This window comes from Brevundimonas sp. 374, assembly GCF_900102995.1.
Lineage (GTDB): Bacteria > Pseudomonadota > Alphaproteobacteria > Caulobacterales > Caulobacteraceae > Brevundimonas > Brevundimonas vesicularis_C.
In genome coordinates, this window is sequence record NZ_FNKT01000001.1 from 908,583 (window position 1) to 927,548 (window position 18,966).

The 18,966-nt window shown below is 66.2% G+C and carries 20 protein-coding genes; 11 read left to right on the forward strand and 9 right to left on the reverse strand.

Annotated elements, in window-relative coordinates; genetic code table 11:
* Positions 1-115: 115 nt before the first annotated feature.
* Positions 116-1,264: a ribonuclease D gene (gene rnd, locus BLR19_RS04470; RefSeq protein WP_091747639.1), complete on the reverse strand. Its 1,149-nt coding sequence runs from the start codon at positions 1,262-1,264 to the stop codon at positions 116-118.
* Positions 1,265-1,343: 79 nt separating this feature from the next.
* On the opposite strand from rnd, the gene purM reads away from it, so the two are divergent.
* Positions 1,344-2,381: a phosphoribosylformylglycinamidine cyclo-ligase gene (gene purM, locus BLR19_RS04475; protein WP_091747642.1), complete on the forward strand. Its 1,038-nt coding sequence runs from the start codon at positions 1,344-1,346 to the stop codon at positions 2,379-2,381.
* Positions 2,382-2,404: 23 nt separating this feature from the next.
* Here the strand turns inward: purM and BLR19_RS04480 are convergent, their stop codons facing one another.
* Positions 2,405-4,015 (reverse strand): S10 family peptidase, encoded by a 1,611-nt coding sequence (locus BLR19_RS04480; protein WP_091747645.1) that lies wholly within the window; start codon positions 4,013-4,015, stop codon positions 2,405-2,407.
* A gap of 142 nt (positions 4,016-4,157) precedes the next feature.
* Here BLR19_RS04480 and purN point away from each other — a divergent pair, with 142 nt between their 5' ends.
* Both purN and BLR19_RS04490 read left to right on the forward strand, forming a co-directional pair.
* A complete protein-coding gene (gene purN, locus BLR19_RS04485; protein ID WP_255366432.1) occupies positions 4,158-4,760 on the forward strand; it encodes a phosphoribosylglycinamide formyltransferase in 603 nt (200 codons plus the stop codon).
* A gap of 87 nt (positions 4,761-4,847) precedes the next feature.
* On the forward strand, positions 4,848-6,917 hold the full coding sequence (locus BLR19_RS04490) for a M13 family metallopeptidase (protein WP_091747651.1): 2,070 nt from the start codon (positions 4,848-4,850) through the stop codon (positions 6,915-6,917).
* A 91-nt stretch (positions 6,918-7,008) separates the two neighbouring features.
* Here the strand turns inward: BLR19_RS04490 and BLR19_RS04495 are convergent, their stop codons facing one another.
* Entirely contained in the window at positions 7,009-7,209 is a 201-nt protein-coding gene (locus tag BLR19_RS04495) for a YMGG-like glycine zipper-containing protein (protein WP_017504673.1), read from the reverse strand.
* Between the two features lie 163 nt (positions 7,210-7,372).
* On the reverse strand, positions 7,373-7,792 hold the full coding sequence (ndk, locus tag BLR19_RS04500; protein ID WP_091747654.1) for a nucleoside-diphosphate kinase: 420 nt from the start codon (positions 7,790-7,792) through the stop codon (positions 7,373-7,375).
* Between the two features lie 151 nt (positions 7,793-7,943).
* Here ndk and BLR19_RS04505 point away from each other — a divergent pair, with 151 nt between their 5' ends.
* Both BLR19_RS04505 and BLR19_RS04510 read left to right on the forward strand, forming a co-directional pair.
* A complete protein-coding gene (locus BLR19_RS04505) occupies positions 7,944-9,851 on the forward strand; it encodes an ABC-F family ATP-binding cassette domain-containing protein (protein WP_091747657.1) in 1,908 nt (635 codons plus the stop codon).
* Positions 9,848-10,099: a DUF2164 domain-containing protein gene (locus BLR19_RS04510; protein ID WP_091747659.1), complete on the forward strand. Its 252-nt coding sequence runs from the start codon at positions 9,848-9,850 to the stop codon at positions 10,097-10,099. Before BLR19_RS04505 ends, BLR19_RS04510 begins: the two co-directional genes overlap by 4 nt.
* A gap of 81 nt (positions 10,100-10,180) precedes the next feature.
* Here the strand turns inward: BLR19_RS04510 and BLR19_RS04515 are convergent, their stop codons facing one another.
* Both BLR19_RS04515 and BLR19_RS04520 read right to left on the reverse strand, forming a co-directional pair.
* Positions 10,181-10,390, reverse strand: coding sequence for a DUF3126 family protein (locus BLR19_RS04515; RefSeq protein WP_017504669.1), 210 nt, complete (start codon positions 10,388-10,390; stop codon positions 10,181-10,183).
* An 84-nt stretch (positions 10,391-10,474) separates the two neighbouring features.
* Entirely contained in the window at positions 10,475-11,674 is a 1,200-nt protein-coding gene (locus BLR19_RS04520; RefSeq protein WP_091747662.1) for an acetyltransferase domain-containing protein, read from the reverse strand.
* A 51-nt stretch (positions 11,675-11,725) separates the two neighbouring features.
* Between BLR19_RS04520 and BLR19_RS04525 the strand changes: the two genes are divergently transcribed.
* The 3 genes from BLR19_RS04525 (at position 11,726) to BLR19_RS14770 (ending at position 14,292) form a co-directional block, all read left to right on the forward strand.
* The gene (locus tag BLR19_RS04525) at positions 11,726-13,801 is read left to right on the forward strand and encodes a TonB-dependent siderophore receptor (protein WP_091747665.1); all 2,076 of its coding nucleotides are present in this window, start codon (positions 11,726-11,728) and stop codon (positions 13,799-13,801) included.
* Between the two features lie 108 nt (positions 13,802-13,909).
* Positions 13,910-14,143, forward strand: coding sequence for a hypothetical protein (locus BLR19_RS04530; protein WP_091747667.1), 234 nt, complete (start codon positions 13,910-13,912; stop codon positions 14,141-14,143).
* A complete protein-coding gene (locus tag BLR19_RS14770) occupies positions 14,140-14,292 on the forward strand; it encodes a hypothetical protein (RefSeq protein WP_176758266.1) in 153 nt (50 codons plus the stop codon). Before BLR19_RS04530 ends, BLR19_RS14770 begins: the two co-directional genes overlap by 4 nt.
* A 12-nt stretch (positions 14,293-14,304) precedes the next feature.
* Here BLR19_RS14770 and cysE read toward each other — a convergent pair whose 3' ends face one another.
* Positions 14,305-15,132 (reverse strand): serine O-acetyltransferase, encoded by an 828-nt coding sequence (gene cysE / locus BLR19_RS04535; protein WP_091749103.1) that lies wholly within the window; start codon positions 15,130-15,132, stop codon positions 14,305-14,307.
* A 20-nt stretch (positions 15,133-15,152) separates the two neighbouring features.
* Complete coding sequence (locus tag BLR19_RS04540) at positions 15,153-15,779, reverse strand: NUDIX domain-containing protein (protein ID WP_091747670.1); 627 nt, start codon at positions 15,777-15,779, stop codon at positions 15,153-15,155.
* A 45-nt stretch (positions 15,780-15,824) separates the two neighbouring features.
* On the opposite strand from BLR19_RS04540, the gene BLR19_RS04545 reads away from it, so the two are divergent.
* Together BLR19_RS04545 and BLR19_RS04550 are read left to right on the forward strand one after the other, a co-directional pair.
* The gene (locus tag BLR19_RS04545; protein ID WP_091747673.1) at positions 15,825-16,418 is read left to right on the forward strand and encodes a nitroreductase family protein; all 594 of its coding nucleotides are present in this window, start codon (positions 15,825-15,827) and stop codon (positions 16,416-16,418) included.
* Between the two features lie 72 nt (positions 16,419-16,490).
* Positions 16,491-17,153: a DedA family protein gene (locus tag BLR19_RS04550; protein WP_091747675.1), complete on the forward strand. Its 663-nt coding sequence runs from the start codon at positions 16,491-16,493 to the stop codon at positions 17,151-17,153.
* Here the strand turns inward: BLR19_RS04550 and BLR19_RS04555 are convergent.
* Complete coding sequence (locus tag BLR19_RS04555) at positions 17,125-17,997, reverse strand: DUF817 domain-containing protein (protein ID WP_091747678.1); 873 nt, start codon at positions 17,995-17,997, stop codon at positions 17,125-17,127. The genes BLR19_RS04550 and BLR19_RS04555 overlap by 29 nt on opposite strands.
* Positions 17,998-18,155: 158 nt before the next feature.
* Between BLR19_RS04555 and BLR19_RS04560 the strand changes: the two genes are divergently transcribed.
* Positions 18,156-18,923 (forward strand): EAL domain-containing protein, encoded by a 768-nt coding sequence (locus BLR19_RS04560; protein WP_091747681.1) that lies wholly within the window; start codon positions 18,156-18,158, stop codon positions 18,921-18,923.
* The last annotated feature ends 43 nt before the right edge of the window (positions 18,924-18,966 follow it).

Consider the following 18,966-nt stretch of genomic DNA (forward strand, 5'->3'; position numbering starts at 1 on the left):
CAGCGCCGTGACGGAGGGGTTCTAAGCCGCATCGCAGGCACCTGTGAGACTTCAAGAGCCCCTCCACCGCTTCGCGGTCCCCCTCCCCGCAAAGCGGGGAGGAGACCTGTAAATCCTACTCGATCTCGACGACTTCCACCCGCGCGCCGTTCAGCACCAGAGCGATCTCGCCGCGCTTCAGCTTCAGCGCATCCTCGCCGAAGATCTGGCGGCGCCAGCCCTTCATGGCGTCGATGTCGGCGTCGTCGCTGATGGCGATCTTTTCCAGGTCCGACACGGTGGCGATCAGCTTGGAGGCCACGCCGGCGTTGTCGCTCTTGGCCTTGAGCAGCACCTTCAACAGCTCCACCACCGACGGCGGAGCCGGCTGGCGGTGGGCGGGGCGCTCCATCTCGGGCGCATGCGACTCGGGATCGGCCAGAACCCGCTTCAGCTCCTCAGCCAGTTCCAGACCCAGCCGTGAACCACCAAAGCCCTTGGGCACCGAGCGCAGGCGATTGAAGGCCTCGACATCCGTCGGGGTCTGTTGGGCGATCTCGTCGATGCCCTCATCCTTCAGGATGCGGCCGCGCGGCTGGTCGCGCTCCTGCGCCGCCCGCTCGCGCCAGACGGCGACGGCCTTGAACGCCGCCAGATATTTGGCCGAGAACTTCTTGGGCTTCAGTCGCTTCCAGGCGTTTTCGGGATTGGTGTCGTAGAGGGCCGGATCGGTCAGGCTCTCCATCTCCGACATCACCCACTCCAGCCGGCCTTCCTTCTGCAGCCGGTCGCGCAGCTTGGGATAAAGCGCCGCAAGGTGGGTCACGTCGCCCAGCGCATAGACCAGTTGGTTGTCCGACAACGGTCGGCGCGCCCAGTCGGTGAAGCGGCTGCCCTTGTCCACCTCGATACGCAGCATCTGCCGCACCAGCGAATCATAGGCGACCTGTTCGCCGAACCCGGCGGCCATGGCGGCGACCTGGGTGTCGAACATCGGCTTGGGCATGGCCCCCAGGCGCACGAAGATTTCCACGTCCTGGCGGCAGGCGTGGAAGACCTTGACGATCTTCTCGTCGCGCAGCAGGTCCAGGAACGGCTCCAGATCCAGCCCCTCCGCCATCGGGTCGATGATGGCGGCGTGATCGGCCGAGGCCGCCTGGATCAGGCAGAGCTTCGGCCAATAGGTCGTTTCCCGCATGAACTCGGTGTCGACCGTGATGAAAGGAGCGTTGGCTACGCGGGCGCAGAAATCGGCCAGCGCCTCGGTGGTGGTGATCGGCGTCATTCCGATGCTATAGCCCCGCGCATCCTACCTGTGGCAAGAGCCGCGCTGCATTTCCGCCCCGATTCAGGCCCGAGATCCCATGAGCGACACCCAAAAGCCTCTCGAAAACGGTCTGACCTACGCCGATGCGGGCGTGGACATCGACGCGGGCGAAATGCTGGTCGAACATATCAAGCCGCTGGCGAAATCGACGGCGCGCCCTGGATCGGAGCCCTCGCTGGGCGGATTCGGCGCCCTGTTCGACCTCAAGGCCGCCGGCTTTGAAGATCCGCTGATCGTCACGACGACGGACGGCGTCGGCACCAAGTTGAAGATCGCCATAGAGACCGGCCGTCACGACGGCGTCGGCGTCGACCTGGTCGCCATGTGCGTCAACGACCTGTTGGCCCAGGGCGCCGAGCCCCTGCTGTTCCTCGACTATTACGCGACCGGCCGGCTCGAGATCGACGCCGCCCGCCGCGTGGTCGCCGGCATCGCCGAGGGCTGCCGTCAGGCCGGCTGCGCCCTTGTCGGCGGCGAGACCGCCGAAATGCCGGGCATGTACACCGAAGGCGACTACGATCTGGCCGGCTTCAGTCTCGGCGCCGTCGAGCGCGGCCACGCCCTGCCCTATCTGGATCGCCAGGCGGCCGGCGACGTCATCATCGGCTTGGCCTCCACCGGCCCGCACTCGAACGGCTATTCGCTGGTGCGCAAGGTGGTCGAGAAGTCCGGTCTGGCCTGGGGCGACGACGCCCCCTTCGCCAAGGACCGCTCGCTGGCCCAGGCCCTGATGGAGCCGACCCGCATCTATGTGAAGCCGGTCCTGCCGATCATGAAGGCGGGCCTGGTCAAGGGCGCGGCCCACATCACCGGCGGCGGCCTGATCGAGAACCCGCCGCGCTGCATCGCCGAGGGTCTGCAGGCCCGCTTCGACTGGAACGCCTGGCCCATGCCGGCCGTCTTCCAGTGGCTGGCGGAGACCGGCGGCATCAGCGACCACGAGATGCGCCGCACCTTCAACTGCGGCGTCGGCTTCATCCTGATCGTCTCGCCCGAGAACGCCGAGCCGGTGCTGGCGGCTCTGCTCAACGCCGGCGAAGTCGCCTTCGTCTGCGGACAACTGGAAGCGGCCTAAGCCGCTCCCAGGTCCCGCGGGGCTTACCGGACCCCGCCGTTCGCCGTCTCGGCGTAGAAGCGCGACAGGTCGGCGTGCAGCTTCACCAGAGCGTCGTGGCTGAGGTACATCATGTGCCCGCCCTCGTAGTAGGTGAACTCCAGGTTCGGCCGCAGGCTGGGCTCCAGCATCATTTGCGCCAGATCGAACTCGGTCGAGAAGAAGGGCGTGGCGGCGTCATAATAGCCGTTCAGCGACATCACCTTCAGGTACGGATTTCGTCGCATCGCCGTGGCCAGATCGATGGCCGTATTCGGCGTGGTTTGCGGCCCTCCCACCGGCGGACGGTGGCTCCAGTTCCAGTTGAAGCCCGGCAGGCCCCGCGCCGACATTCGGTATTCGACGTCGGTCTTGTAGTTCAGTTCATTGGCCACGTAGTCGCGGAAGATGCCGAAATAGGCCCCCGTCACGGCCGAGCTGGACGGATCATCCTCCGGCTCGCCGCCCGCCGCATCTTCATCCAGACCCATGTAGCGGGTGTCCAGCCGCCCGATCGTCTGGCGCCGGTCGCGCAGCAGTTCCTTGCGGAAAGCGCCGAGGTCCACGCGCATATTGGCGTTGTCGATAAAGGTGGTCGACAGGCCGGTCAGGTCGCTCATCTGGCGCACGATGTCCGCGCGCTCGGCGTCAGAAATCATGTGTCCCTTGGCCAGAGCAGAGGCATACGGCCCCAATGCGAAGTCGCGTGCCCGCTGAACCTGTTCCTCGACCGTCGCGGCCGGATTCGTCAGCTTGCGATGATACCAGGCCGTCGCCGCATAGGTCGGCAACAGGGTGACGAAGTTCTGCGGATAGCCAGGCTGACGCACGCCATAGTTCATGATCGACGAAAGCAGCACCACGCCGTTCAGCGACATCCCGCGATCTTCAAGCTGGAACGCCACCGCACCGGTGCGCAGCGTGCCGTAGGATTCGCCGATGATGTATTTCGGGCTGGACCAACGGCTGAACTTGGTCGTGTAGCGCATGATGGCGCGGGCGAAGGCGTCGGCGTCTCCGTCCACGCCCCAGAAAGTCGAACCCGGCGTCTCGCCCAACGGACGCGAGAAGCCCGCGCCTACCATGTCGATGAAGACCAGGTCCGTCTGATCCAGCAGGGTCTGGTCGTTCGGGCCGAAGGCGAAGGGCGCCGGCCGCACCACGGTCGGCTCATCGGTCTGGACCCGCATCGGCCCAAACGAGCCCATATGCAGCCACACGGTCGGCGAGCCTGGTCCGCCGTTGTAGAGATAGGTCACCGGCCGCGTCCCGACCGGCTGACCATCCAGCGTATAGGCGGTGTAGAACAGGCTGGCGGTCGGCATCCCCGCGTCATCGCGGATCGTCAGGGTGCCCGCCGTCGCCTTGTAGCGCAGAGTCTTTCCGTGGGCGTTGACCGAATGGGCCGTCGTGACCTCGGTCTCCTCGACCGGTGCGCGCGCCCAGTCCTTTTCGATCGCCTCGGCGTTGGCGTTGCGGAACCGGTCGGTTGCGGAGCGCATGGCGGCGCCCCCGCCATTGTTGCTGCTGCTGTTGGTCCCGCTTTCCTGGGCCAGCGCCGCCACGGGCGCGCCCAGCATCGCGGCGATGGCCGCGAGGCAGATCAGTCTCTTCATGCGATAGTCCCCTGTACGCGCCGACCCACGACCCCTCGCCATGCGGTCGGCGTTACACGCTAACGCCCGAATCCAGCCGACAACAAGGGTGGATCGCGTTTGAAACTTGCCAAGCGTCGCCCGCGCCGTCATGCGAGGCGCCATGTCGCCCCAAGCCGCCCCGCCCGTCCGCGTCGCCGTCCTGATCTCGGGGGCGGGCTCCAACATGGCGGCTCTGATCGACGCCGGTCAGGCGCCGGACAGCGGCTATGAGGTCGTGCTGGTGCTGTCGAACATCGAGGGCGCGGGCGGTCTGGCGATTGCGGCCGCCAAGGGCGTGGCGACGGCGACCGTGACGCACAAACCGTTCGGGAAGGATCGCGAGGCGCATGAGCGGGCGGTGGACGCGGTCCTGCGCGACGTCGGTGTCGAGGTCGTAGCGCTGGCCGGCTATATGCGTGTTCTGACGCCCTGGCTGGTCGGCGGCTGGCGCGAGCGGATGCTGAACATCCACCCCAGCCTGCTGCCCCTTTATCCCGGCTTGGACACCCACGCCCGCGCTATCGCCGCCGGCGACGCCGAGGCCGGCTGCACGGTCCATCTGGTGACCGAAGGCGTCGATGAAGGCCCGATCCTGGGCCAGGCGCGCGTGCCGATCGTCGAGGGCGACACGGCGGAGGCCCTGGCCGAACGGGTCAAGACGGCGGAGCATCAGCTTTACCCGCAGGTGCTGGCCGGCTTCTGCCGAGTCCTGCCCCGCCCTTAGCGGCGCGAAGATTACAAAAACGTCATGCGACAGACCGCCGCACCGGCGCAATGGTGCGCCCGACCTCAATCGGGACCCTCTCTCTCCATGACTCGCATTCGTCTGATGGCCGCCTGCTCGGCCTGTATCGTCGTCGCTCTCACCGGCGGCGCGGCCTCGGCCCAGGACGCTTCGGCCCAGCATTCGCACGGCACGGCCGGCGCGGCCCATAGCCCCTTCGGCGCCTGGGGCTTCGATCTGGCCGGTCGCGACGCCTCGGTGAAGCCCGGCGACGACTTCAACGAATACGCCAACGGAACCTATCTGCGCACGACCGAGATTCCGGCCGACAAGTCGCGCTTCGGCCCGTTCGACGTCCTGTATGAGAACGCCCAGTCCCAGCTGAAGTCGATCATCGAGACCAGCGCCGCCAATCCCGCCAACGAGAACGCCCGCAAGGTCGGCGCCCTGTACGCCAGCTTCATGGACGAGGCGAAGATCGAGCAGCTGGGCGCAACGCCGCTGGCCGCCGACCTCGCCGCCGTCAAGGCGGTCACCGACCACGCCGGCATGGCGCGCCTGATGGGCGAGAGCCATTCGGGCTTCGGCGGCTCCCTGTTCGGCATCGACGTGTTCGAGGATCTGAAGAACCCCAATCTGAACTCGGCCTATCTGGGTCAGGGGTCGTTGGGCCTGCCGGACCGCGACTACTATCTGAAGCCCGACTTCGCCGCCCAGCGCGAGGCCTATCTGGCCTATCTGACGACCACCCTGACCGCCATCGGCTGGGCCGATCCGGCCAAGACCGCCGCCGACATCCTCGCCTTCGAAACCAAGGTCGCCGACAAGCAGTGGACGACGGTCGAGCGTCGCCAGATCGACAAGCTGTACAATCCGGCCAAGGCCTCGGACCTGGCGACCCTGGCTCCCGGCTTCGACTGGGCCGGCTTCCTGACCGGCGCCCAGGTGTCAGACGTCGACACCTTGGTGCTGATGGAAAACACCGCCATTCCCGCTATCGCCCAGGTGTTCGCCGACACCCCCATCGAGACGCTGAAGGCCTGGCAGGCGTTCAACGTCGTCGATCAGGCCAGCCACTATCTGTCCAAGGCCTTCGTCGACGCCCGCTTCGACTTCCGCGGCAAGACCCTGCGCGGCCAGCCCGAAAACCGTCCCCGCTGGAACCGGGGCGTGGCTCTGGTCGATGGCCAACTGGGCGAGGTCCTGGCCCAGGAATACGTCCGCCTGCATTTCCCCGCCTCTTCCAAGGCCCAGATGGAAGCCTTGGTCGGCAACATCCGCGACGCCATGACCGAGCGGCTGAAGACCCTGGACTGGATGAGCGAGCCAACGCGCGAGCAGGCCCTGTACAAGATGTCCAAGTTCGGGGTGAAGATCGGCTATCCCGACAAGTGGCGCTCGTATGACGGGTTGGAGCTGAAGGCCGACGACCTGTACGGCAACGTCGAACGCTCCTCGGCCTTCGAATGGGCCTACAAGCGCGGCAAGATCGGCAAGCCGGTCGATCCGCTAGAATGGGGCATGACGCCCCAGACGGTCAACGCCTACTATAACCCGCCGCGCAACGAGATCGTCTTCCCGGCCGCCATCCTCCAGGCGCCTTTCTTCGATCCGAACGCCGACCCGGCCGTCAATTACGGCGGCATCGGCGCGGTCATCGGCCACGAGATCACCCACGGCTTCGACGATCAGGGCCGCAAGTCCGACGGCGACGGCGTGCTGCGCGACTGGTGGACGCCCGAAGACGCCGCCCGCTTCGAGGCGCGCGCCAAGGTGCTGGGCGACATCTATGACAAGCTGGAGCCGATCCCCGGCGTGCACGTCAACGGCGACCTGACGATGGGCGAGAACATCGCCGACCTGGGCGGCCTGCTGCTGGCCCTGGACGCCTATCACAAGTCTCTGAACGGCCAGCCGGCGCCGGTTATCGATGGCCTGACGGGCGATCAGCGCGTCTTCCTGGGGTGGGCGCAGGTCTGGCGCGAGAAGTCGCGCGAGGCGGCGCTGAAGGAGCAGTTGACCACCGACCCGCACTCGCCCGGCCCGGTGCGCGCTGCGACCTCGCCGCGCAACATCGACGCCTGGTATGCGGCCTTCGGCGTCTCGCCGGACCAGAAGGAGTATATCGCGCCCGAGGCCCGCGCCCGCATCTGGTAAGGGCGCCGGACGTCAGACGTAGAAAAGGCCCGGAGCGAACGCTCCGGGCCTTTTTGCCATCCGGGCTTTCGCCCGAAAGACCTAGACGGATTTAGCGGGGCTTGGTCGCCGCGCCGGCGACGGCGCCGATGGCGGCGCCGGCCACGGTCGAACCCGTGTTGCCGCCGATGACCTGACCGGCGACGGCGCCGCCCAGGGCGCCGGTGGCGGCGCGTTGTTCCATCGTCTGGCCGCAGGCGGCCAGCAGGGCCACGACGCCGATGACGGGGGCCAGTTTGATCATGGTCTTCATGGGTCTTCTCCGGGAGACGAACGAGATAATGACCACCAAACGACAAGGCCCGCGTCCGGTTCCGGGCGCGGGCCTATATAGTCACGCTATGCGAGAGGCTTCGCTCTCGTATCGCTTTGTTTCGGCGCTACGCTCGGAACGCGGTTCCTCGCGACTTGAGCGCTTAGCCGACGATCTGGTCGTCGGTGAAGAACTGGGCGATCTCGATCTTGGCGTTGTCCTGGCTGTCCGAACCGTGGACCGAGTTTTCACCGATCGACAGGGCGAACTGCTTGCGGATGGTGCCTTCGGCGGCCTGTTCCGGGTTGGTGGCGCCCATGACTTCGCGATAGGCGGCGACGGCGTTGTCGCCTTCCAGCACCTGAACGACGACCGGCTCGGCCGTCATCTGCTCGACCAGCTCGCCGTAGAACGGGCGTTCGGCGTGCACTTCGTAGAATTTCTTGGCTTGTTGGGTCGTCAGCTTGACGCGGCGCTGGGCCACGATGCGCAGGCCGGCGCCTTCGATCACGGCGTTGATCGCGCCGGTCAGGTTGCGGCGCGTGGCGTCGGGCTTGATGATCGAGAAGGTACGTTCGGTCATGGGAATTGACTTCTTGTTGGGAGATTGAGTGTCGCGGGCTTATAGCGACCACCTCCCGCGTTTCCAACCGTCCCTTTTTGCATCCCTGACGCACGCCGCATGGCGACCTGCCGATTGAGGGACGCCGATCAATCGAAGAACCTTCGCCGCAATGCTCCAGATCACTGACCTGACCTTCAACGCCTGGGGCCGCAAGTTTCTCGTGGACGCCTCCGTCAGCCTGCCGCCCGGCTCCAAGGTCGGCCTGGTCGGCCGCAACGGCATCGGCAAATCGACCCTGTTCAAGCTGATCCTGGGCGAGCTTCACGCCGCCGGCGACGAGATCAGCCTGCCCAAGACCGCCCGTATCGGCTCGGTCGATCAGGAGCATCCGGCGACCCCCGTCAGCGTCATCGACACCATCCTCGAGGCCGACGTCGAGCGCCACACCCTGCTGGGCCGGCTCGAGACCGCGGAACCGGAAGAGATGGGCGAGATCTGGTCGCGCCTGATCGAGATCGACGCCGACGCCGCGCCCGCGCGCGCCGCCGAAATCCTGGTCGGTCTGGGCTTCGACCAGGAGAACCAGGCCCGGCCGATGTCGGAGTTCTCGGGCGGCTGGCGGATGCGCGTCGCTTTGGCGGCGGCCCTGTTCGCCGAGCCGGACATGCTGCTGCTGGACGAACCGACGAACTACCTCGACCTGGAAGGCGCCCTGTGGCTTGAGGCGCGGCTGAAGAAATACCCGCACACCGCCCTGATCATTTCCCACGACCGCGAGATGCTGAACGAGGTCTGCACCCATATCCTGCACCTCGCGAACCACACCCTGACCCTCTACACCGGCAACTACGACGCCTTCGAAAAGGCGCGCGCCGAAAAGGCGCGGCTGCAGCTGTCGGCCAAGGCTAAGCAGGACGCCGAGCGCGCCCACCTTCAGGCCTTCGTCGATCGCTTCAAGGCCAAGGCCTCCAAGGCCGCCCAGGCCCAGTCGCGCATGAAGCGGCTGGAGAAGATGCAGCCCGTCGCCACCACGATCGAGGAGCGCGTCGCCCCCTTCACCCTGCCCTCGCCGCCGCGTCCGCTGGCCCCGCCGCTGATCCGGCTGGAGCGGGCCAATGTCGGCTATGAGCCAGGCAAGCCGATCCTGCGCAATCTGAACCTGCGCATGGACCTGGACGACCGCATCGGCCTCCTGGGCGTCAACGGCGCGGGCAAGTCGACCTTCGCCAAGATGATCGCCGGCGCTCTGGACGTGTCCGAGGGCGAGCTTCACCGCGACAGGAAGATGCGCGTCGGCTGGTTCCACCAGCACCAGATCGAGGCGATGGACCCGACCGACACGCCGCTGGAAATCATCCGCCGCGCCATGCCGGACGCGCCCGAAAGCGCCCGCCGCTCCAAACTGGCCCAGTTCGGCCTGGGTTATGAGAAGCAGGAAACCACGGTCGATAGCCTGTCGGGCGGCGAGCGCGCGCGGCTGCTGCTGAACATGGTGGCGATGGACGCGCCCCACGTCCTGATCCTGGACGAACCGACCAACCACCTGGATATCGACAGCCGTCGCGCGCTGCTGGACGCGCTGAACGACTACAACGGCGCCGTCATCCTGATCACCCACGACCGCTCGCTGATGGAAATGGTGGCGGATCGCCTGTGGCTGGCCGCCGACGGCACGGTCAAGCCGTTCGACGGCGACATGGACGACTACGCCAAGTTCGTCCTCGACCGCGCGAAACAGGCCATCGCCAAGCCTAGCCAGATCAAGAAGGAAGAGGCCAAGGCGAACTCAGGCGCCCCTCAAGCAGAGAGCGCCCGCGGCGCGAACGATAGGGGCAACAAGAAGCGATCCGGCCCCTCGCCTTCCACCCTGCGCCACGCGGTCAAGAAGGCGGAGGAGACCATGACCCGCCTTGCGGCCGAGATCGCCCGTATCGACGACGACATGGCCACCGCCTCGGTCAGCAATCCCAAGGCCCTGGAAGGCCTGACCCGCGCCCGCGCCAAGACCGAGGCGGATCTCGCCGCCGCCGAAGCCGCCTGGGTCGCCGCCGAAGAAGCCTTGGCCGAAGTCGCATGAAGCCGATCGAATTTTCCAAGGAAGAACGCGCGGCGATCACCGCCAAACTGCGCGACTACTTCGCCCGAGAACTGGATCAGGAACTCGGCCAGCTTCCGGCCGATATGCTGCTGGACTTCATCGGCACGGCGATCGGCGGCGCCTTCTACAATCGCGGCGTCCACGACGCCCAGCAACTGGTCCAGCAGAAGGCCGAGGACATCGTCGAGGCGCTATATTGCCTCGAACGCGCGGCCCCCACGCGCTGACCGGCCCGCATCGCTGAACGAGTCGGCCCAAACGAAAACCGCCCGGCGCATTCACGCCGGGCGGTCGGATCGGTCGGCGTTTTAGGCCGGAAGATCTTCGGCCAGGATCGCCATTTCGAACATGAACGAGCCTTCCTCGTCCTCATCCTCGAAGACGATGCCGATGAACTCGTCGCCGACATAGACCTCGGCCGAGTCATTCTGCTTGGGGCGGGCCTTCACGATGATGCCGCCGGTGTTGAAGGTGCGCTTGAGGTGAGCCTCGATGCGCTTCAGGTCGGTGTCTTTCACGGGGGGCCTCATGGTCTGGACGTTGGCGGCGGACCCTAGAGACATCGGCGGTTCAGGGAAACTGGCGCCGCGCATTTTCCCGCCTCAGAGATACTTCATCCACCATTGCGAACTGCGCCGCTTGACCCCGCCGAACCACCGGCAGGCGAACCAGCAAGGCACGGCGACCAGGCCCGCCAGCAACCACACCCAGCCGACGCCGGGCACGCCGAAGCCCTCGCCCTGATTGGCGCCGAACAACATTAGGGCCGCCAGATTCAGCAGATGCAGCCCGTAGAGGTGGATCAGATAGAAGAACAGCGGCGCTCCGCCAAAGACCGCCAGCACGCCGACCAACCGAACCGGCGCCTTTTCCAGCCCCGCCAGGATCAGCGCGCCTATCCCCAGCGTCAGCAGCAGAAAATCGGCCGACGGCGGATATTTGGTCAGGTTGAGCACGCTCATCACCGTCTGGATCGGCGTCGCCTGCACGGCCCACGGCGCATCGCCATAGACATTGATCGCCCGCAGCACGACGAACAGAGCGAGCGCGCCCAGCCCCGTCAGCACCAGCCGCCTCAGCCGCGCCCGCTGCTCGCCTGCGAACCACGGCCCGATGGCGTAGCCCAAAGCCGCCACCCCGATCCACGGCAGAAGCGGATAGGAGGTCCTCGCCTGACCGCTCCACGGCAAATCGATGAAACCGCGATCATGCAGCACAGCCCAGATCGCATGGCCTGGCTGCCCTGCCGCGACGCTGATCGGGTCCAGCAGATTGTGACCCAGCACGATGACCAACCCCACGCCGATCAGCACCGCGCGCGGCAGATGCACCAGGGCCGCCAGCGCGATCATCGACAGGCCGATGGCCCAGATCACCTGCAGATAGATCAACTCGGGCGTAATCGAGAAGGTCCAGGCGAAGTTGACCACCGTCAGCTCCAGCACGACCAGAAACAGACCGCGTTTCAGCAGGAAGGCCGATGCCGCGCCGGCTCCGTTCCCACCGCCCGCCTGCTTGTTTCCGTACAGCCAAGCCCCCAAGCCCGTCAGGGCCACGAACACCGGCGCGCACAGATGGGCCGACAGCCGCGTGAAGAACAACGCCGGCGAGGTCGTCTCCACATTCATCGGGTCCGAGACCTGGGCGTGGATGAAGAAGAACTCCCGCGCGTGATCGACCAGCATCAGCAGGATCACCAGCCCGCGCAGGGCGTCGATGGATCGGATCCGACCGACCGCACGGCTTGGCGCGGCAGTCGAAGAAGCGGAAGCGGGAACAAGCGTTGCAGCGGTTGACATCATCAGGCGGAAGCGGATAGCCGATACAGTATAACATTTCAAACGGAGCCTGCCTTGTCCCTCCTTCTGAGCTGCGCCAGCGCGTGCCTGCTGGTCGCCGCCAACGCCCCCGCCCCCGTCGCTGTCGAGGCGGTCGAGCCTGAGACGGTGGGGGAGATCGTCGTTCTGGGCCGCCGTTCGGCACCGCGTGACCTGACTCTGGGCGCAGGATCGATCACCGAGGCCATGTCGCCGTCCAGCCGCTCCATCGAGAACGATCTGATCAAGGCCGTGGGCGCGACGCGCCTTGCCGATGCGCTGGAACTGGTCAGCGGCGTCAGCCAGCAGAACAATCGCGGCGGCGTCATGGACAACTTCGCCATCCGCGGCTTCTTGGGCACGCCCGACGGCGGGGCGGAATATTACGTCGACGGCTTTCTGGCCAATCGCGGCATGGCCCCGCCTCGCGACCCAGCGACGTCCGAGCGGATCGAGGTGCTTAAGGGGCCGTCCGGCGCCCTGTTCGGCGACATCGACCCGGCCGGACGCATCAATATCGTCTCCAAGACCCCCCGCTTTGCCGCCGCCGCCGCCTTTACCGCCACGGTGGGATCATTCGGCCTGCGCCGCAGCGAACTGGACCTGACCGGCCCGATCAACGACTCCCTGGCCGGACGGCTTGTGGTGGCGGGCGAGACCTCGAACGGCTGGCGCGACTATGTCGGCTTGGACCGCACCGTGGTGGCGCCGTCCCTGACTTGGCGTCCCACCGACGATCTGCGCCTGACCTATGTGGGCGAGTTCACCACCTTCACCACCCTGTTCGACCGGGGGATGCCGGCGATCAACGGCGACTCCCTGTTCCTGCCGCCCTCGAACTACTACGGCGAGCCCGGCGACGGCGTGACCCGCTTCCGCAACGAACGGCATCAGATCACCGGCGAATACCGGATCAATGACGACTGGAGCCTGAACGGCGGCGTCGCCTGGCGCGGCGGCTCGCTGAAGGGCCTGTCCAGCGATCAGTCGCGCCTGGTCGGCGACCAGCTGTGGCGTCAGCGTCGCGGACGCGACTTCTCGGTCGAGGACCTGTCGGCCCGGCTCGAGCTGAACGGCGTGGTCGAAACGGGGCTGGGCGTTCACAACCTCGGTTTCGGGGTGAAGGCCTATCAGCTGACCTATGGCGAGAAGTGGCTGCGCATCAATCCGACTGCGGCCAATCCTTATCCGATCAATGTCCTCAATCCCGTCTATGGCGCGATCACGCCGCCGACGCCCCTGCCCTTCACCGACAATCTGGAAACGCGCGACGTCGTCACCCTGTACGCCCAGGATTTGTGGGAGGTGAACGACCGCCTCAGCCTGCTGGCCGGGCTGCGGTTCGACGACTACGACCAGACCATCCGAAACAACCGCACCGGCGCCGTCGGCGAGGCCCGCGATACGCCCCTGAAATACCGCTTCGCCGCCCGCTATCGCCTGACCGACAACCTGACCGCCCACGCCAGCTATGGTCAGTCCTTCGTTCTGAACTCGGGCACAGGTCGCGACGGCTCCGGCTTCGCGCCGGAGGATGGCAAGGGCTATGAGATCGGCCTGGCCGGCGCCTGGGACGGACTGGACCTCGCCGCCACAGTCTTCGACATCGAGAAGTCGAACATTCTGACGACCGATCCCGTCGATCCCAACTTCCTGGCCCCGGTCGGCAAGCTGACGACGCGCGGGATCGAGCTGGACGGCGCCTTGAAGATCGACGACGCCTGGCAGGTGGTGGCCAACTACGGCTGGACCGACGCGAAGGCCGACGACAGCGCCTTCGCCACCGACGCCGTGCTGAACGTGCCCGAACATTCCGGCTCGCTTTTCGTCATCGGTCGCTTCCCTACCATCCACGGCACGACCTGGTCGTTCATGACCGGCGCGGCCTACGTCGGCGACCGGGCCGGCGGCCTGGCGCTCGGCGCGCCCGAACTGCCCGCCTATTGGAAGGCCAAGGCGGCGCTGGACTACGGACTGACGCCCCAGATCACCGCCCGCGTCGAGATCGATAATCTGTTTGACGAGCGTTACGCCGCCAGCTCCTACAGCGCCCTGTGGATCTACCCCGGCGCCCCGCGCAGCGTCCGCGCCTCGCTCAGGATCGCGTTGTGATGCCGCTTAGATGACAAGCACTGCCTCACTGGACACGCGTCCAAAGCCTGTTAAGCGCCACTAGAAACTTCACACCGGCTGCGCGCCGAACATCGAGAGAGCCGGTCAATGCACCCTGTCGTCCGTACATCGCTCATCGTTTCGATTGTCAGCTTCGTGGTCGGCGTCATGGCTATGGTGTCAGCTTTCGCGTGCGCCGTTCTTGGCTTCGGCGGGATCGCAAACTTTGCGTTCGAACTTGCAAAACTGCTCGGCGCGCTGACGATCCTCGCCTTCCTCGTGTTTGCGGTTCTCATCGTCATCCTGCCTAAAAGGACAGCGTCCAAGGACATTTCCGCATGAAGGCGAAGACCCGGACTTTTCTGGTTTGGGCAGGCGTGGGCGCCGCTGTCGCAATCCTTGTCGCAGCGATCATGATCGGTCGCGTGTTCGACAAGTTCAGTTACGTCGATGAGACGGTGGAGATTCAGCTTGTGGCGCCGGCTGAATGAAGACGTCCGCCGTCAGATGACGAAGTCGTACACCACATCGGCCAGGGTGTGATCCATGGTGCGGGCCGGTTCGGCGTTGGTCGGGCAGTTGACCAGCCGGGCCGGCACCCCCGCCACGGTGCAGCCGGACGGCACAGCCTTCAGCACCACCGAGCCGGACGCCACCTTGGCGTAGTCGCCGACATGGATATTGCCCAGCACCTTTGCCCCGGCGCCCAACAGGACGCCCTTGCCGATCTTGGGGTGGCGGTCGCCGCGTTCGGCGCCCGTCCCACCCAGGGTCACGCCGTGCAGCATCGACACGTCGTCGCCGACCACCGCCGTCTCGCCGATCACGATGCCCGTGCCGTGATCCAGAAACAGCCCCTTGCCCATCTGCGCGGCCGGATGGATGTCCAGCTGGAACAGTTCGGAAATCCGGCTCTGGAAGTGGAAGGCCAGCGTCTCGCGCCCTTGTCCCCACAGCCAGTGCGCCACGCGCCAGCCCTGTAGGGCCTGGAAGCCTTTGAAATACAGGAAGGGCTGCAACAGGTTGCGGATCGCCGGGTCGCGTTCGGCCACAGCCTGCAGATCCGCCTCCGCCGCCTCGACCATCGACGGGTCGGCCTTGAACGCCGACAGACAGACTTCGCGCACCGACATGGCGCTCATCTCGCCGTCCGCCAGCTTGCGCGCGATCTGAAAGCTCAGCGCGCCCGCCAGGTCGTCGTGCGACAGGATGACCGCATTCATCTGCGAGCCCAGTTGCGGCTCCTCGCGCGACGCCGCCTCGGCCGAGGCGCGCAGCTGACGCCACACGCTGTCCATTTCGGGTTCTGCGACGACTTCCAGCTTGGCCATGACCGGCTCCTTCGGCGACATCATACGCGCCCCAGCAAGGCGCGCGCCAGCGCCTCGGGCAGTTCGCCGTTCATCGCCATATGATAGGCTTTATAGGCCGTCGCCACCGTCAGGCTGTCGCGCACCGTTCCCCGCCCGATCTCGTCCAGCAGATCCACGAACGGCACGCGCACCACGGCGATGATCTCGGTGGGATCGGGATCGGTCGGCGCGGGCGACAGGCCCCACGCGATCCAGGTCATGCCGATCTCGTCGGTGATGGAGTTCGACATCTCGACCTTCAGCGCCGGCAGCCAGTGTTCGGCCTGCAATCCCGCCTCCTCGGCCAGTTCGCGCCGGATGCCGTCGAACGGATCCTCGTCCAGCGGCGCGCCGCCTTCGGGCATTTCCCAGCTGTAGTTGGCGTGGGCGAACCGCTGCTGGCCCACCAAGGTCACCGTCCCGTCGTCATGCACCGGCAAGACGCCGGTCCCGACGTTCTTGAACCGCACCACGGCATAGTCGGCCTTCACCCCCGTCGGGGCCGTCGCCGGATGCCGGGTCAGGGCCATCCAAGGGCTGTCGAACACGGTCTCGGTTCCGTCGCTGCGCCACTCCGGCGGTTTCGCCAGCGCCTCAGCCCATTTCGGTTCGTTGGATTTGCGCATGGGCCACCTATGGCGAAGACGCGGATGAAAGCCTAGCTAGACGGCATGGTCGCCCTCAACGAACCCCTGCCCCCGCCCGTTCCGTCGAAAAATTTTCGCGACCGCCTGGCCCAGCGGCGCTCCGCCCCGGCCCAGACCTTGGTCGCGCCCGGCCCGTCCGAGGCCGAACTGGACGAGATCCTGACGCTGGGCGCCCGCACACCCGACCATGGCAAGCTGTTCCCGTGGCGTTTCGTCGTCCTGGGGCCTCAATCGCGCGCCGACATCGCCGCCCGCCTCGCCGTGCTGGTCGAACTCAGGAACGGCCCGGCCAAGGATCAGGCCGTGCTGGCCAAGCTGACCGCCGCGCCCGTCACCATACTGGTCGTCTCGACGCCGGTCGAAGGATCCAAGCCGATCTGGGAGCAACAGCTGTCGGCGGGCGCCGTCTGCATGAACCTGGAACACGCCTCCTCAGGCTTCGGCTATTCGTCCAGCTGGATCACCGACTGGTATAGCTACGATCCCCAGGCCACGGCCCTGTTCGGCCTGACCGAGGGCGAGAACGTCGCCGGCTTCATCCACATCGGCACGCTGAACGAACCTGCGCTGGAACGCCCGCGTCCCGACATGGCCGCCAAGGTCACACGCCTGCCGTAAGCGGGTGACATAAGGTCGCCCTACGTCGGTTTGACCTCGACCGACCCCGCCTTCCTCCCCCAAGGCCTTCGTATGGATTCCCTGTTGCAAGCCGTAGGCGATTTCGTCGCCCGCAACCATATGTGGGCCGGCGTCATGCTGGGCCTTGTCGTGTTCGTCGAGTCGTTGGCCGTCGTCGGCGCCTTTGTGCCCGCCACCGGCCTGCTGGTCGCGGCGGGCGGCCTGATCGCGGCCGGCGTGCTGGACCCTGTCAACGTCATCGTCGGTTGCGTCGTTGGCGCGGTGATCGGCGACGCCATCTCCTACTGGGCCGGGCGTCGGCTGGGCGTGCGCTTCCTCCAGCGCCCGATGTTCAAGGCGCACCGCCGTCGCATCGCTTGGACGCGCCTGTACTGCCGTCGCTACGGCGTCATGTCGATCTTCGTGGGCCGCTTCTTCGGCCCCTTGCGCGCCTTCGTGCCGCTGACGCTGGGCATGCTCAGGATGCGTCAGCGCGCCTTCCAGTTCGGCAATGTCACATCGGGGATCGTCTGGGTGCTTGCCATGCTGGCGCCGGGCTATCTCGCCGCCCAGGGCCTGGCGAAGATGGAAGTCCTCAGCGAGGCCCACGGCCCCACCCTGCTGATCGGCGGCCTCGCCGTCACCATCCTGATCGTCGCCGTCGTTTATCGACTGGTGAAGGCTCGCATGAGCCGCAAATCCGCCGTCATGCGCGGGGCGCTACAGGGCCGCTGATCTCCGGCTCGGGCCGGTGCACCAACGAGACCAGCACGACCGAGATGATCATCAGCAGGAACCAGCTGCCCAGCTTGGCCAGGGACACCATCTCCCACCCGTCGGCCTGCCCTGGATAAACCCAGGCCCGCCCCAGCGTGCCCAGGTTCTCGGCGAACCAGATGAACAGGGCCACCAGAAAGTACCCCAGCAGCAGCGGCATCGATCGCCGCTTCCGGTCCGCCGTGAAATAGAACCATCCCCGCCCGAACAACACGGCGGTCGCGATGAACAGCGCGATGCGCACGTCCGGCAGCCAGTGATGGGCGAAGAAGTTGATGTAGATCGCCGCCGCCAGCACCCAGGTCGTCCACAGCGGCGGATACCCCCGCACCCGGATATGAAAGATGCGCTGCACCCGCGCGATATAGCTGCCCACCGCCGCATACATGAAGCCCGAGAACAGCGGCACGGCCCCGATCCGCAGCAGACTGTCCTCGGGATAGACCCACGACCCGTGCGCGGTCTTGAACAGCTCCATGATCGTCCCCGCTACATGGAACAGGAAGATCACCCGCACCTCTTCCCAGCTCTCCAGCCGGAAGATCAGCATCGCCGCCTGGATCACCACCGCCCCGACCGCCAGGAAATCGTAACGGGACACCGGCGCCCCTTCCGGCCAAAGCAGAAACGTCCCCAGGATCAGGGCCAGCATCAGCCCCCCGAACAGACACGCCCACCCCTGCTTCAGCCCGAACCACAGGAACTCATAGGCCTGGCGCCGCGCCCACGACCGATCCGCCCACGCCTCCGCCCGCGTCATCAGACGGCGCCCCCAGGCTTCGAGCGGAAGTGCGTGGTTCATCGCATTACCCGTGACGGCGCAGCGAGAAACTTCAAGAGCGGACCGCTCCCGCGCTGCGGAGTTTCAACCGCACGAAAGGAACCCGAGAGCGAATTTCCTGTTCGACATCAGTCTTTAACGCCTGCCGCCATAGACTTGCCGGCCAGTAGGAGAAGCTTATGTCTTGCGCAGGCTGCAGAGATGGGGCGGGGTTTGACCTGCCGATCACCATGGCGTTCCAGCCGATCGTCGATGTGACGAACCAGACGGTCTTCGCCTACGAAGCCTTGGTGCGGGGCAAGGACGGCCGGGGCGCGGGTCAGGTTCTGTCGCATATCTCCCACGACAACCGCTATGCCTTCGATCAGCTGTGCCGCACGACCGCCATCGATCTCGCCGCCGGTCTGGATATGACGGCGGGCGGCGCCAGCCTGTCGATCAACTTCCTGCCCAACGCCGTTTATGAGCCGCGCGCCTGCATCCGCGCCACCCTGGCGGCGGCGATGCGCACCAACTTCCCGGTGGATCGGATCATCTTCGAATTCACCGAGAGCGAGGTGATGGACACCGACCACATCCTGAATATCCTGCGATCCTATCGCGCCATGGGCTTCAAGACCGCCATCGACGACTTCGGCGCCGGCTATGCGGGTCTGGGCCTGCTCAGCCTGTTCCAGCCCGACATCGTCAAACTGGACATGGCCCTGGTGCGCGACATCGACACCAACACGGTCAAGCGCACCATCGTGCGCAACACGCTGAACATGCTGCGGGACCTGGGCATCCAGCCCGTCTGCGAAGGCATCGAAACCTTGGCCGAACATGATGTCCTGCGCGATCTCGGCGTCGATCTGATGCAGGGCTATCTGCTGGCGAAGCCGGCGCTGGAAGCCTTGTCTCCTGTCGCCTGGCCTGACCAGGCTGCGCCTGTGGCCCTGAGCGCCTGATCGCCACGCGCCAGCCGCTGAACGGCGGCCGCGCGACCTCTGA

Excerpts from the sequence above, each read along its gene's own strand:
- BLR19_RS04560 (WP_091747681.1), top strand. The coding sequence starts at position 18,156 with ATGTCTTGCGCAGGCTGCAGAGATGGGGCGGGGTTTGACCTGCCGATC.
- BLR19_RS04545 (WP_091747673.1), top strand. The coding sequence starts at position 15,825 with ATGGTCGCCCTCAACGAACCCCTGCCCCCGCCCGTTCCGTCGAAAAAT.
- BLR19_RS04495 (WP_017504673.1), bottom strand. The coding sequence starts at position 7,209 with ATGAAGACCATGATCAAACTGGCCCCCGTCATCGGCGTCGTGGCCCTG.
- BLR19_RS04505 (WP_091747657.1), top strand. The coding sequence starts at position 7,944 with ATGCTCCAGATCACTGACCTGACCTTCAACGCCTGGGGCCGCAAGTTT.
- purN (WP_255366432.1), top strand. The coding sequence starts at position 4,158 with ATGTCGCCCCAAGCCGCCCCGCCCGTCCGCGTCGCCGTCCTGATCTCG.
- ndk (WP_091747654.1), bottom strand. The coding sequence starts at position 7,792 with ATGACCGAACGTACCTTCTCGATCATCAAGCCCGACGCCACGCGCCGC.
- cysE (WP_091749103.1), bottom strand. The coding sequence starts at position 15,132 with ATGGCCAAGCTGGAAGTCGTCGCAGAACCCGAAATGGACAGCGTGTGG.
- BLR19_RS04520 (WP_091747662.1), bottom strand. The coding sequence starts at position 11,674 with ATGATGTCAACCGCTGCAACGCTTGTTCCCGCTTCCGCTTCTTCGACT.
- rnd (WP_091747639.1), bottom strand. The coding sequence starts at position 1,264 with ATGACGCCGATCACCACCACCGAGGCGCTGGCCGATTTCTGCGCCCGC.
- purM (WP_091747642.1), top strand. The coding sequence starts at position 1,344 with ATGAGCGACACCCAAAAGCCTCTCGAAAACGGTCTGACCTACGCCGAT.
- BLR19_RS04540 (WP_091747670.1), bottom strand. The coding sequence starts at position 15,779 with ATGCGCAAATCCAACGAACCGAAATGGGCTGAGGCGCTGGCGAAACCG.
- BLR19_RS14770 (WP_176758266.1), top strand. The coding sequence starts at position 14,140 with ATGAAGGCGAAGACCCGGACTTTTCTGGTTTGGGCAGGCGTGGGCGCC.
- BLR19_RS04530 (WP_091747667.1), top strand. The coding sequence starts at position 13,910 with ATGCACCCTGTCGTCCGTACATCGCTCATCGTTTCGATTGTCAGCTTC.
- BLR19_RS04480 (WP_091747645.1), bottom strand. The coding sequence starts at position 4,015 with ATGAAGAGACTGATCTGCCTCGCGGCCATCGCCGCGATGCTGGGCGCG.
- BLR19_RS04490 (WP_091747651.1), top strand. The coding sequence starts at position 4,848 with ATGACTCGCATTCGTCTGATGGCCGCCTGCTCGGCCTGTATCGTCGTC.
- BLR19_RS04510 (WP_091747659.1), top strand. The coding sequence starts at position 9,848 with ATGAAGCCGATCGAATTTTCCAAGGAAGAACGCGCGGCGATCACCGCC.
- BLR19_RS04555 (WP_091747678.1), bottom strand. The coding sequence starts at position 17,997 with ATGAACCACGCACTTCCGCTCGAAGCCTGGGGGCGCCGTCTGATGACG.
- BLR19_RS04550 (WP_091747675.1), top strand. The coding sequence starts at position 16,491 with ATGGATTCCCTGTTGCAAGCCGTAGGCGATTTCGTCGCCCGCAACCAT.